The following is a 13,226-nucleotide window of genomic DNA, read 5'->3' on the forward strand; positions in this document are numbered from 1 at the left end:
CGCGGTGAACAGCTCGATCTGCCGCCGGTCGTTCTCCAGCAGCGGGGCGAGCCGCCGCCGGATGCCCACGTTCGCCTTCATCCGCGGGTCCTTGGCGTACTCGCTGTACATGTAGTCGCGGTCTTCGTCGGTGACCATCTCGAGGGTCAGCTCGTCGTGGTTGCGCAGGAAGATGCCCCACTGGCAGTTCGACGGGATCGCCGGGGTCTGCGCCATGATCTCCGAGATGGGGTAGCGCGACTCGCGGCGCACCGCCATGAAGATGCGCGGCATCACCGGGAAGTGGAACGCCATGTGGCACTCGTCGCCGCCGACGCTCGGGTCGCCGAAGTACTCCACCACGTCCGCCGGCCACTGGTTGGCCTCCGCCAGCAGCACCGTGTCCGGGTACTCCTCGTCGACCATCTTGCGCACCTTCTTGAGGAACTGGTGCGTCTTGGGCAGGTTCTCGCAGTTGGTGCCCTCCTCCTGGTACAGGTACGGCACGGCGTCCAGCCGGAACCCGTCGATGCCCAGGTCCAGCCAGAACCGCAGCGCCGCCAGCATCTCGGCGTGCACCTGCGGGTTCTCATAGTTCAGGTCGGGCTGGTGCGAGAAGAAGCGGTGCCAGAAGTACTGCTTGCGTACCGGGTCGAAGGTCCAGTTCGAGGTCTCGGTGTCAACGAAGATGATGCGCGCGTCGGCGTACTGCTTGTCGTCGTCGGCCCACACGTAGTAGTCGCCGTAGGGCCCGTCGGGGTCGTTGCGCGAGGCCTGGAACCACGGGTGCTGGTCGCTGGTGTGATTGACCACGAAGTCGATGATGACCCGGATGCCGCGGGCGTGCGCCTGCTCGACGAACTCGACGAAGTCGCCGAGGTCCCCGAACTCCGGCAGCACGTCGGTGTAGTCGGACACGTCGTAGCCGCCGTCGCGCAGCGGGGACTTGAAGAACGGCGGCAGCCAGATGCAGTCGACGCCGAGCCACTGCAGGTAGTCCAGCTTGCTCGTCAACCCCTTGAGGTCGCCGGTGCCGTCGTTGTTCGAGTCGTGGAAGGAGCGGACCAGAACCTCGTAGAAGACGGCCCGCTTGAACCAGTCCGGATCGCGTTCGCTCTTCGGAAGGTCCAGCGGAGAGTCTGATACCGGTTCGTTGACGATCACGGTCACTCCAGTTGTGCCGGGAGCACCATGTGGTGCGCGGATGAGGGTGGACTGCACACGGCCGCCGACCCGCCCGGGCTGCCGCGCCCCGGGCCGTGGCCCCGTACCGCCGCGGTCAGGGCCTACCTGACCAGCGTGAGCACGTGGGCCGGCTGAGTGTGCGGGTCGAGCCGGACGTAGTTGTCCCGGCCCCAGTGGTACACCGCACCGTCCAGCTCGTCGCGTACGGTGAAGCGGTCGTCCCAGCCGAGGCCGAGCGCGGACAAGTCCAGGGAGACGGTGGCCTCGACCGTATTGTGCGGATCGAGATTGACGACCACCAGGACCAGATCAGCAGCTGTGCGCTTGGAGTAGCACAGCACAGCATCGTTGTCCGTGGAGTGAAATTTGAGATTACGTAACCCTTGCAGTGCAACATGTTCACGACGTAGGCCGTTGAGTCGGGTCAGGAACGGCGCCAGCGACCTGCCTTCCGCCTCAGCGGAGGCCCAGTCACGCGGCCGTAGCTGGTACTTCTCCGAGTTCAGGTACTCCTCGCTGCCCGGCCGCACCGGCACGTTCTCGCACAGCTCGTAGCCCGAGTACACGCCCCAGGTCGGGCTGAGGGTCGAGGCGAGGACCGCTCTGATCTTGAAGCCCGGGCGCCCCGAGTACTGCAGGTACTCGTGCAGGATGTCCGGGGTGTTGACGAACAGATTGGGGCGCAGGAACGCCGAGGAGGACTCGGCCAGCTCGGTCAGGTACTCCTGAAGCTCCTGCTTGGTGTTGCGCCAGGTGAAGTACGTGTACGACTGGTGGAACCCGATCTTGGCGAGGGTGTGCAGCATCGCCGGGCGGGTGAAGGCCTCGGCCAGGAAGAGCACGTCCGGGTCAGTGGCGTGGATCCGGTCGAGCAGCCGCTCCCAGAACAGCACCGGCTTGGTGTGCGGGTTGTCCACCCGGAAGATGCGCACGCCGTGGCCCATCCACAGCCGCAGCACCCGCTCGCACTCCTCCAGGATCGCGGGCAGCACCCCGGGGCCGTCGAAGTCCAGCGGGTAGATGTCCTGGTACTTCTTCGGCGGGTTCTCGGCGTAGGCGATGCTGCCGTCGGCGCGGTGCGCGAACCAGTCCGGGTGCTTGAGCACCCAGGGGTGGTCCGGCGAGCACTGCAGCGCGAAGTCCAGCGCCACCTCCATGCCGAGCTTGCCGGCCCGGTCCACGAAGTAGTCGAAGTCGGCGAAGGTGCCCAGGTCCGGGTGGATGGCGTCGTGGCCGCCGTCCGAGGAGCCGATGGCCCAGGGCGAGCCGACGTCCCAGGGTCCGGCGGTGGTGGTGTTGTTCGGGCCCTTGCGGTAGGCGGTGCCGATCGGATGGACCGGCGGCAGGTAGACCACGTCGAAGCCCATCGCGGCGATGCCGGGCAGCCGCTCGGCGGCGGTGCGCAGGGTGCCGGAGACCGGAGGCGTGGCGCCGGTCGGGTCCACCTGCGCGCCCTCCGACCGCGGGAACATCTCGTACCAGGACCCGAACAGGGCACGGGCCCGATCCACGCGCAGCGGGTAACGCTCGCTCTCCGTCAGCAGTTCGCGCACGGGGCGCGCGGCGAGAGCGCGGTGCACCTCCGCCTTCTCCATCGCGGCCAGCCGCGCCTCGGGCGGCACGTCGACGTCGCGCAGCAGCTGAGCGGTCGTCAGCAGCAGATGCACGTCCGGATCGGCTTGGTCCGCGGCCGCGGCGGCGGCTTCGTCGTCGTCCTGCGCCGATGCCGACTCGTTCGAACGGGCCGCCCGGTTGGCAAGGTCGTCCAGCGTTGCCTGTACGACCCGTTCGATGACCGCCTCGGTCGCCGCGGCCCGCGCGGAAATCGAGGCGCTGCTGGAGCTGGCAGAGCTACCGGAACCGGCGGGGCGACTGGAACCACTCTGCCCCCGCGAGTCACTTGAGCCATCAGAAGCATCGGAAGCGTCAGAGGGGCTCAGGGGGCTCGTGGGGCGCGTGTGAGTGACGGTGCCTACTCCATCTGTGTCATTCCTGTGATGTTCGCGGCGCAACCGAGCGGCCCGCGCTGCAGCCGGACCTGTCACCGGGTCAGCTGCGGCGGCGCGCTCCAGCAGCCGCGCGCCCTCCTCGAAGACCAGCTCGACGTCGATGCCAGCCGGGATCTTCACCCGCGCCGCGTGGCACCAGGTGGAGAGCGGATCGGACCACGCCTCCACGTGAAAGGTCCACTCTCCGCGCCGGTCAGGGGCCACCTGCGCGCCGTAACGATCGGTGCCGGGAGCCAGCTCGCGCATCAGGGTCCACGGGCCACGTTCACCGTCGGGACCGGTGAGGACCACGTTCGCGGCGACCGCGTCGTGCCCTTCCCGGAAGACGGTCGCGGTCACGGTGAACTGCTCGCCGGGCACCGCTTTGGCGGGCCGGGCGCCGTCGAGGATCCGCGGCTGGACGTCGACGATGGGGATGCGTCCGATGCTCATGCGGGATTCATATCCGATTTCACGCGATACACGCGACGCGCTTGGCGACGGCACGCTTTCGGCCCCCTTCAGCCCCGCCGGGGGCCGGACCGAAGCCGCGGTCAAGCCCGGAGGACCGGTTTGCGGCACCGCGTTACAAGACCGCAACTCAACCGGGGGGCGTTCGGGAGTGCATGGCAGCGCGCCGCCCACGAACCCGAGCCACCATGTCGCGAAACCCCAGGACCAGCCGCTACTGTCCCGAAGCATGAGGGCTATCCGACGCTTCACCGTCCGCACCGTGCTACCCGAACCACTCGCGCCGCTCGCCGAGCTGGCGGCGAACCTGCGCTGGTCCTGGCACGCACCCACCCGAGACCTGTTCGCCGCGGTGGACCCCGGGCAGTGGGAGGCCGTCGGCGGCGACCCAGTGCGCCTGCTCGGCGCGGTACGCACCGAGCGGCTGGCCGTGCTGGCCGCCGACGAACGGTTCACCGCCCGGATCGCCGACGCGGCCGCGAACCTGCATGCGTACCTGACCGAACCGAAGTGGTACCAGACGCTGACCGACGCCCCGCGCTCGATCGCCTACTTCTCCCCGGAGTACGGCATCACCGCGGTGCTGCCGCAGTACTCCGGCGGCCTCGGCATCCTGGCCGGCGACCACCTGAAGGCCGCCTCCGACCTCGGCGTGCCGATCATCGGCGTCGGCCTGCTGTACAAGCACGGCTACTTCCGCCAGTCGCTCTCCCGCGACGCCTGGCAGCTGGAGACCTATCCGCTGATCGACCCGGACAACCTGCCGCTGACCAAGCTGCGCGAGGCCGACGGAACGGCCGTGCGGGTCACCATCGGCCTGCCCGGGCTGCGCGAACTGGTCGCGCAGGTCTGGCTGGCCCAGGTCGGCCGGGTGCCGCTGCTGCTGCTCGACACCGACATCGAGGACAACGCGGACGGCGGCCGCGAGATCACCGACCGGCTCTACGGTGGCTCCAGCGAGCACCGCCTGCACCAGGAGATGCTGCTGGGCATCGGCGGCATCCGCGCCGTGCGCGCCTACTGCCGGCTCACCGGCACGCCGCAGCCGGAGGTCTACCACACCAACGAGGGCCACGCCGGGTTCCTCGGGATCGAGCGCATCAGGGAGCTGACCGAGGAGCACGAGCTCGACTTCGGCGCCGCGCTGGCCGCCGTACGGGCCGGCACCCTGTTCACCACGCACACCCCGGTACCGGCCGGCATCGACCGGTTCTCGCACGACCTGGTGGCCGAGCACTTCGGCGGGGACAACCAGTCGCCCGGAGTGCGCATGGAGAACGTCCTCGGGCTCGGTGCCGAGGACTTCCCCGGCGGCGACCCGGGCTGCTTCAACATGGCCGTGATGGGCTTGCGGCTGGCCCAGCGCGCCAACGGCGTCTCGCTGCTGCACGGCGAGGTCTCCCGGGAGATGTTCGGCGGCCTGTGGCCCGGCTTCGACTCGCCGGAGGTGCCGATCACCTCGATCACCAACGGCGTGCACGCCGAGACCTGGGTGCACCCCGCGGTCTTCGACCTGGTCGAGCGGGAACTCGGCCCCGGCGCGCTCGCGGACGAGCCGTTCGCGGCCGTAGACCGGCTGTCTGACAAGACGATCTGGGAAATCCGCTGCGTGCTGCGCGCCGCGCTGGTGGACGAGGCACGGCGCCGGGTCAAGGAGTCCTGGATCGCCCGCGGCGCCTCGGAGGCCGAGCTGGGCTGGACCGCCGACGTGCTCGACCCGGAGGTGCTCACCATCGGCTTCGCCCGCCGGGTGCCCTCCTACAAGCGGCTGACCCTGATGCTGCGCGACCGCGAGCGGCTCGCCTCGCTGCTGCTGCACCCGGAGCGCCCGATCCAGCTGGTCATCGCCGGCAAGGCGCACCCCGCCGACGAGGGCGGCAAGCGGCTCATCCAGGAGCTGGTGCGCTTCGCCGACGAGCACAACGTGCGCCACCGCATCGTCTTCCTGCCGAACTACGACATGGCGATGGCGCAGACGCTGCTGCCCGGCTGCGACGTGTGGCTCAACAACCCGCTGCGGCCACTGGAGGCCTGCGGAACCTCCGGGATGAAGTCGGCGCTCAACGGCGGCCTGAACCTGTCCATCCGGGACGGCTGGTGGGATGAGTGGTTCGACGGCGAGAACGGCTGGGCCATCCCGACCGCGAACGGCGTGGACGACCCGGACCGGCGCGACGAGCTCGAGGCCGCTGCGCTCTACGACCTGATTGAGACCTCGGTCAGCCGCCGCTTCTACGACCGCGACGCGGCGGGCCTGCCGACCCGCTGGATCGAGATGGTCCGGCACACCCTGAGCACGCTCGGTCCGAAGGTGCTCGCGAGCCGGATGGTGCGGGATTACGTGCGCGAGCTGTACGTCCCGGCGGCGATGTCCTCGCGTGCCGTGTCGGCCGACGGTTACCGCAGCGCGATCGAGCTGGCCGCGTGGACCGAGCGGATCAAGGCGAGCTGGCCGGAGCTGGCGATCGAGCACGTGGACGCGGTCGCTGACGGCGACGGCGGCGAGGGCGCCCCCCGGCTCGGCGGCACGCTGCGGGTCCGCGCGCTGGTGCAACTCGGCTCGATCACGCCAGACGACCTGGAGGTCCAGGCGGTCTACGGCCGGGTCGACGAGCGGGACCAGCTCAAGGACACGCACACGGTCGCGCTGGAGCTGAACGGCGTGGACGACCTCGGCCGCAACCGGTACGAGGGCGTCGTCGAGCTGGACCGGTCCGGCCCGTTCGGGTACACGGTGCGTGCGGTACCGAAGCATCCGCTGCTATCCACGCCGGCGGAACTCGGGCTCGCCGTGTTGCCGACGCCGGTGACCGTCTCGTCCTCGGGCCAGGGTGACGGTGACACGTTCATGCGCTGAGCTGACGGTTCATGAGCTGAGCTGACGGTTCATGAGCTGAGCTGACAATCGCGGCGGTGCACCGGACCTATCCGGTGCACCGCCGCGACGCGTTTGGGGGAGCGGCTGACATGATGTCAGGTCGCCGACCACGCCTCCGGATCCGCGCGCAGCAGCATCAGCGAGCGCGGCGCGAGCGTGACCGGCAGCCCGCCGCCATAGGTGACGTTGTCGCGCGCGCCGGGGTCCCCTTCCAGGGTCGTGTCGATCACGCTGTGGTACCAGCGCGCCCACGGATCGCCCGGCAGCACGAACTCCAGCTCCTCGGCCCCGGCGTGCACCACGAGCAGGAAGCTGTCGTCGATGATCCGCTCGCCGTGGTTCCCGCGCCCGCGGATGTCCTGGCCGGAGAGGTACACGCCGAGCCCCGCGGCCGGGGCGAACCAATCGCCGTCGGTCATCTCCTCGCCGTCGGGGCGGAACCACGCGATGTCCTGCAGGCCGCCGGGATGCGCCGGCTGGCCGGAGAAGAACACGCGCTGGCGCAGCACCGGGTGCCGCTTGCGCAGGTGGATGATGCGCCGGGTCAGGTCCAGCAGGCTGGACCACTCGCCCTTCTCGAGCAGCGACCAGTCGACCCAGCTGACCTCGTTGTCGACGCAGTACGCGTTGTTGTCGCCCTGCTGCGTGCGGCCGAACTCGTCCCCGGCCGTGATCATCGGGACGCCGGTGGCCAGGACCAGGGTCGTCATCAGATTGCGGATCTGACGGCGCCTCAGCTGGTTGACCGCCTCGTCGTCCGTCTCGCCCTCGACGCCGTAGTTCGAGGAGCGGTTGTCGTTGTTGCCGTCACGGTTGTTCTCGCCGTGCGCCTCGTTGTGCTTGTGGTCGTAGGTGACCAGGTCGCGCATCGTGAAGCCGTCGTGTGCGGTAACGAAGTTGATCGATGCGTAAGGGCGTCGACCGTCGTCCTGGTAGAGGTCTGACGAACCCGACAACCGATACGCCAGATCGCGCACATCGGTGCGCGCACCACGCCAGAAGTCCCTGACCGTGTCGCGGAACTTGTCGTTCCACTCGGTCCACAGCGGCGGGAACTCGCCGACCTGGTAGCCGCCCTCGCCGACGTCCCAGGGCTCGGCGATCAGCTTCACCTCCTGAAGCACCGGATCCTGCGCGATGACCGTCAGGAACGCGGAGAGCTTGTCCACGTCGTGGAAGGAGCGGGCGAGGGCGGAGGCGAGGTCGAAGCGGAACCCGTCGACACCCATCTCGGTGACCCAGTAGCGCAGCGAGTCGGTGATCAGTTGAAGCACGTGCGGTTGTACGACGTTGAGCGTGTTACCGCAGCCGGTGTAGTCGGCATACCGGCTCGGGTTCTTCTCGTCGAGCCGGTAGTAGCTCTCGTTGTCGATGCCGCGGAAGCACAGCGTCGGTCCGTCCCCGCCACCCTCTGCGGTGTGGTTGTAGACCACGTCGAGGATGACCTCGATGCCGGCCGCGTGCAGGGCCGCCACCATCTGCTTGAACTCGCGCACCTGGCCGCCGCGCTCGCCGCGCCGGGCCGCGGCCGAGTACGGCGCGTGCGGGGCGAAGTAGCCGATCGAGTTGTAGCCCCAGTAGTTGCCGAGCCCGCGCTCCAGCAGGTGCGGCTCGGAGACGAAGTGGTGGATCGGCAGCAGCTCTACGGCGGTGACACCCAGATGGACCAGATGGTCGATGACCGCCGGGTGCGCCAGCCCCGCATACGTACCGCGCAGTTCGTCAGGTACAGCCGGGTGACGCATCGTGTAGCCGCGTACATGCAGCTCGTAGATGATCGTCTCGGCCCAGGGCGTGTGCGGCCGCAAGCCGGTGTCCACGTCGACCTCGCCGATCACGAGGCCCTTCGGAACGTACGGCGCCGAATCGCGGTCGTCGAGGGCGTTGGAGTTGGCGGTCGAACCGTGCTTCACATGCGCGTATACGGCGTCGTTGAGGACGAACTCGCCTTCCAGCGCCCTGGCGTAGGGATCGAGCAGCAGCTTGTTCGCGTTCCAACGGCGACCGCGCGACGGATCCCAGGGTCCGTGCACCCGGAAGCCGTAACGCTGGCCGGGCTCGATGCCGGGCAGGTAGCCATGCCAGATGTGAAAGGTGGATTCGGACAGCGGGATCCGGCTCTCGCCCCCGGCGTCGTCGAAAAGGCACAGCTCCACGCCCTCGGCCCCGGCTGCCCAGAGCGCGAAGTTGACGCCTTGTCCGTCGTGGCGAGCGCCCAGCGGATGCCAGTTACCGGGCCAGGGCCGGTCCCAGTGCTCAGCGTGGTGCGGATCGCCAGCTTGGTCACTCATGGCGTCCATTGTGCCTTTTGACGGGTCGTGAAGAACCTCATGGCCCCGGAAATTCGGCGGCTGACCGGCCGTGGTTGGATGAACGGTGCAGGCGGACGGTGATCCAAGGGAGTGTCAGCGTTGACTGAGCCGAACGAGGGCGCGGCGACAGAAGTGCAGGTCGTGTGGCGCGCCGAGTTTGTCCGGATCGAGGTCGCCGCCGCGGCCCCCCGGGTCGCCACCATCCGAGTCGACCGCCCGAAGCTCAATCCGCTCGACTCGCACGTCCAAGCCGAGCTTAAGCGGGCCGCCGAGCAGGTGACGGCCGATCCCGAGCTGCGCGCCGTGGTGCTCTACGGCGGTCCGATCGCGTTCGCCGCCGGAGCGGACATCAAGGAGATGGCTGCCCTCTCCTACACCGACATGGTGCTGCGCTCCGGCGCTCTGCAGGACTCCTTCACCGCGATCGCGCGGATCCCGAAGCCGGTCATCGCCGCGGTCACCGGCTTCGCCCTCGGCGGTGGCTGCGAGCTGGCGCTGTGCGCGGACCTACGGGTCGCCGCGACGGACGCCAGGTTCGGCCAGCCGGAGATCAAGCTGGGCCTCATCCCCGGGGCCGGCGGCACCCAGCGCCTCTCCCGGCTCGTCGGCCCGGCCCGAGCCAAGGATCTGATCTTCACCGGCCGGATGGTCGACGCCGAGGAAGCGCTGCGAATCGGTCTGGTGAACCGGGTCGTCGCCCCTGAAGACGTCTACTCGACCGCACTTTCCTGGGCCGCCGAGCTGGCCGCCGGACCGGCATTCGCGCTGCGCGCGGCCAAGGAGGCGATCGACCGCGGTCTGGAGACCGATCTGGTCACCGGCCTGGAGATCGAGCGGGCGCAGTTCGCCGCGCTGTTCGCGACGCCCGACCGGAGTACCGGCATGCAGTCCTTCATCGATCATGGCCCCGGCAAAGCCGTCTTCGACTGACGCGGTGTTCGACTGACGCTGCGCTCGACTGACGCCGCGCTCACCTGACATCCCCGGGCGCACTGCGCGGCGGCTCACCACCAGGGCAAAGGCTTTCACCCCCGCCTTCACGTCCACACAAGCCCGCCATGTCATACGCTGCCCGAGAGCGCACTTCCGTCTCCGACCGGGGGTCTGATGCCCGAACAGCTGGATGCCGCCCTTCCCGAGGTGGCCCGCGCGCGGATGGCGGAGATCCGTGAGAGCCAGACCTGGGGCTCGGCGCTGACCACGCAGGAGTTCGCGGCGATCACCGGGGCCGGGTTCGATCCGGTCGGGCAGGTGCTCGGCACCGCGGTCTTCCACATCGGTTACGCCGGCCGCTGGGGCTGCTCCGGCGCGTGGTCGTATTTCGGCGGCACGGAGGTCTCCCCCTCCGCCTACGCCCCCTTCTCGCAACTGGTGCGCACGATGTACGGCGCGCGGCGGCTGGCGCTGGCTCGGGCGATCTCCGAGTGCAAGGCGCTCGGCGGCGACGGGATCGTCGGGGTAAAGCTGCGGGTCGGCCACTTCCCGGCCGGCGGCATGGAGTTCACCGCCCTCGGCACGGCCGTTCGAGCCCGCTCCAAGACCCGGCCGGCCACACCCTTCACCTCGCACGTCACCGGCCAGGAGTTCGCCAAGCTGCTGCACGGCGGCTGGGTGCCGACCGGCCTGGTGCTCGGCATCTCGATCGCGACCAGGCACGACGACTGGCGCACCTACGGACAGCTGCGTTGGACCGCGGGCAACCAAGAGGTCGACGGATACACCCAGCTGATCAACCACGCCCGGCACGACGCCCGCCACCAGCTCCAACTCGACGCGAAGGCGCACGGCGGGGACGGGATCGTGGTCGACGAGATGGAGCTGCGCATCCGCGAGAGGGAGTGCCCCTCCTATGAGAACCAGCGCGACCACATCGCGGAGGCCGCGTTCGTCGGCACGTCGATCGCCCGCTTCGACCGCAGGCCCGGCGGCTCCGGGCTCAAGCCACTGACCATCATGACCCTGAATCGGGAGCGCTGAGGATGACCGAGCAGTCCATCCAGCAGGAGGCCGGGGACCTGGTCGCGCAGGGGGTGCCCGAGGACGCCATGCGCCGGCTCGCCCAGCTGCGTCCCGGCAAGGGCTCGATCTTCACCTCGGACCTGACGGTGAACGAGTTCCTGCTGGTGCGCGAGGCGGGCTTCCGGCCGCTCGGCCTGGTGCTCGGCTCCTCGATCTACCACGTCGGCCTGCAGCTGGGCCGCTGGTCGAAGAACCAGGAGATGACCACCCTGTCGCAGGCCATGTACCACGCCCGCGAGCTGGCGATGAGCCGGATGGAGGCGGAGGCCAGCGCGCTGGGCGCGGACGGCATCGTCGGGGTGCGGCTGGACGTGGAGTTCAAGGAGTTCGGCAACGACATCGCCGAGTTCATCGCGGTCGGCACGGCGGTCAAGGCGGACGGGGCGGACCCCGGCCCGCACGGCCACTGGCGCAACAACAAGAACAAGCCGTTCACCTCGGACCTGTCGGGACAGGACTTCTGGACCCTGATCCGAGCCGGCTACGCGCCGCTGGACATGGTGATGGGCTCATGCGTCTACCACGTCGCCCACCAGCGCTTCGGCCAGGTAATCGGCAACGCGGGCCGGAACGTGGAGATCGAGCAGTTCACCCAGGCGCTCTACGACGCGCGCGAGCTGGCGATGAGCCGCATGCAGGCGGAGGCGGAGGCGCTGGACGCGGAGGGCATCGTCGCGGTGCAGCTGCGTCAGCACTCGCACACCTGGGGCTCGCACACCACGGAGTTCTTCGCGATCGGCACGGCGGTCCGCCCCCTGCGTGCGGACCACGTCATCGACCGACCGACGATGACGCTCAGCCTCGATGCGTGACCGCACGATGCCAGAATGGGAACTGTTGAGCTGGCAAACGCCCGGGCGGGAATGACTGAGCACGACATGGCTGATTACGAATCGCACGAAATGGTCCCGGCCGGCGAAAACGCGCTCGGCGCAGGTGACCCGCAAGGTGCCATGGACGTCGAGCTGCTGGCGGCCGCGCTGCGCAGAGACACGGCGGACCTGGACCTGTACGCGAAGGTCCTGTCGGTAACCCTCGCGGACTCGCTACCGCCCGGCGCGGTCCAGGTCGAGCGCAAGCGGTCGATGGCGGACCGGATGGCCGGCCGCGAGGGTGCGGTAATCAACATCGACGTGGCCCTCGGTGAGCAGCGCCTCGCCCTGCGAATGGACCGTGGCCGAATGACCGGCGAGATCTGCAAGGAGGTGCGCGGCATCGTGCTCTCCAGGCAGCAGGTTGGCCTGGACGAGTGGATCACTACGCTCGCCCGCGCCCTCGCCGAGACGGCGGCATCCAGCGCCCGCGCCCGCGAGGCCCTCGAGCGCTTCCTGCACTAGCGCCCGCGCCCGCGAGGCCCTCGATCGCTTAGTGCCTGGCGCCGCGAGCCCCTTGAGCGCTTCCTGTCCCGCGCCGCGAGGCCTTCAAGCTCTTGGTGCCCTGGCGGCCGCGCGGCCTTCGATCGCCTCGTGTATTCGCCTCCGCGCCGTCACCTGACGATCGATCACTCGCGTACTCGCCCGCTGCCGCTGTCAGTGCCATGCCACCCTCAGTCCCAAGACGCGCGCGAACCGGCATTGTCCGCAGTTCCCCTCGACCCCCGCGTCCCTCGTCACGCGCGTCCTCGGCCGCTGCCGCTGTCAGTGCCGTGCCGCCCCCAGGCCGGAGATGCGCGTGAGCCTCACCCATCCCCCCATCTATCACCTCATCGCATTATCCGGCCGGTTCGCCATGCGATTCAGCAGCGGAATCGCGGCCGCCAACACGCGCTGCTCCTCGACCGTCAGCTCGTCCTCTATGGCCTGATGCAACCAGCCCGCGCGGCGGACCCGCCCGCTGTTCACCGCCTCCCGTCCCGCCTCGGTGATCACTACCAGCGTCTTGCGCCGGTCAGTCGGGTGCGCCTCGAACGTCACCAGTCCCTCGTCCGCGAGCTGCCCGACCGTGCGCGCCATCGACTGCGGCCGCACGTGTTGCGCGTGCGCGAGATCGCTGGTCGTCATGGGCCCGTCGCGATCCAGATAGCCAAGCGTCGCTCGTTGTGCGAATGGCTCCTCGTCCTGCACCCGGGCACGTCGGACGAGCTGTCCGATCACCAGTCGCAGCTCCGCAGCGAGAGCAGAAGGATCCCCGTCCCCCATCATGCTCACTCCTTCCGCGATCAGCCGACTTTCCCGTTGCCCACAGTTTACCGCAATTTCTTCAGCAAGGCTGTACAGTTGTGCTGTAGAGTTGTTCCAGTGTCCCGAACGGTGAAGCGAACAGCAAGAGGAAGGTGAAGGCAATGCAGATCACATGGCTCGGTCATGCAGGGCTCAGCATTGAGCAGGACGGCTACACGCTGGTTGTCGATCCGGGAATCTTCTGCGACCAGCAGGGGATGGCCGCAGCACTAGA

9 protein-coding genes are annotated in these 13,226 nt (G+C 69.0%); 5 read left to right on the top strand and 4 right to left on the bottom strand.

Annotated features, from left to right (window positions below; translation table 11 throughout):
• Both treS and VFA06_RS09305 read right to left on the bottom strand, forming a co-directional pair.
• The coding region (treS, locus tag VFA06_RS09300; protein ID WP_324840043.1) for a maltose alpha-D-glucosyltransferase at positions 1 to 1,143 on the bottom strand (1,143 nt) is incomplete at its 3' end.
• A gap of 122 nt (positions 1,144 to 1,265) precedes the next feature.
• Complete coding sequence (locus tag VFA06_RS09305) at positions 1,266 to 3,605, bottom strand: alpha-1,4-glucan--maltose-1-phosphate maltosyltransferase (RefSeq protein WP_324840044.1); 2,340 nt, start codon at positions 3,603 to 3,605, stop codon at positions 1,266 to 1,268.
• Positions 3,606 to 3,852: 247 nt separating this feature from the next.
• On the opposite strand from VFA06_RS09305, the gene glgP reads away from it, so the two are divergent.
• A complete protein-coding gene (glgP, locus tag VFA06_RS09310; RefSeq protein ID WP_324840045.1) occupies positions 3,853 to 6,480 on the top strand; it encodes an alpha-glucan family phosphorylase in 2,628 nt (875 codons plus the stop codon).
• Between the two features lie 116 nt (positions 6,481 to 6,596).
• Here glgP and glgX read toward each other — a convergent pair whose 3' ends face one another.
• A complete protein-coding gene (glgX, locus tag VFA06_RS09315) occupies positions 6,597 to 8,792 on the bottom strand; it encodes a glycogen debranching protein GlgX (RefSeq protein ID WP_324840046.1) in 2,196 nt (731 codons plus the stop codon).
• Positions 8,793 to 8,954: 162 nt separating this feature from the next.
• Between glgX and VFA06_RS09320 the strand changes: the two genes are divergently transcribed.
• From VFA06_RS09320 to VFA06_RS09335, 4 genes are all read left to right on the top strand, one after another.
• Complete coding sequence (locus VFA06_RS09320; RefSeq protein WP_414639861.1) at positions 8,955 to 9,743, top strand: enoyl-CoA hydratase/isomerase family protein; 789 nt, start codon at positions 8,955 to 8,957, stop codon at positions 9,741 to 9,743.
• A gap of 177 nt (positions 9,744 to 9,920) precedes the next feature.
• A complete protein-coding gene (locus VFA06_RS09325; protein ID WP_324840048.1) occupies positions 9,921 to 10,790 on the top strand; it encodes a heavy metal-binding domain-containing protein in 870 nt (289 codons plus the stop codon).
• A gap of 68 nt (positions 10,791 to 10,858) precedes the next feature.
• Positions 10,859 to 11,644: a heavy metal-binding domain-containing protein gene (locus VFA06_RS09330; RefSeq protein WP_349260126.1), complete on the top strand. Its 786-nt coding sequence runs from the start codon at positions 10,859 to 10,861 to the stop codon at positions 11,642 to 11,644.
• Positions 11,645 to 11,710: 66 nt separating this feature from the next.
• Positions 11,711 to 12,169, top strand: a complete 459-nt coding sequence (locus VFA06_RS09335) for a hypothetical protein (protein WP_324840050.1) — start codon at positions 11,711 to 11,713, stop codon at positions 12,167 to 12,169.
• A 360-nt stretch (positions 12,170 to 12,529) separates the two neighbouring features.
• On the opposite strand, the gene VFA06_RS09340 is transcribed toward VFA06_RS09335, so the two are convergent.
• Complete coding sequence (locus VFA06_RS09340; protein ID WP_349260127.1) at positions 12,530 to 12,970, bottom strand: MarR family winged helix-turn-helix transcriptional regulator; 441 nt, start codon at positions 12,968 to 12,970, stop codon at positions 12,530 to 12,532.
• Positions 12,971 to 13,226: the final 256 nt, after the last annotated feature.

This window comes from Actinocrinis sp., from assembly GCF_035653575.1.
Classification (GTDB): domain Bacteria; phylum Actinomycetota; class Actinomycetes; order Streptomycetales; family Catenulisporaceae; genus Actinocrinis.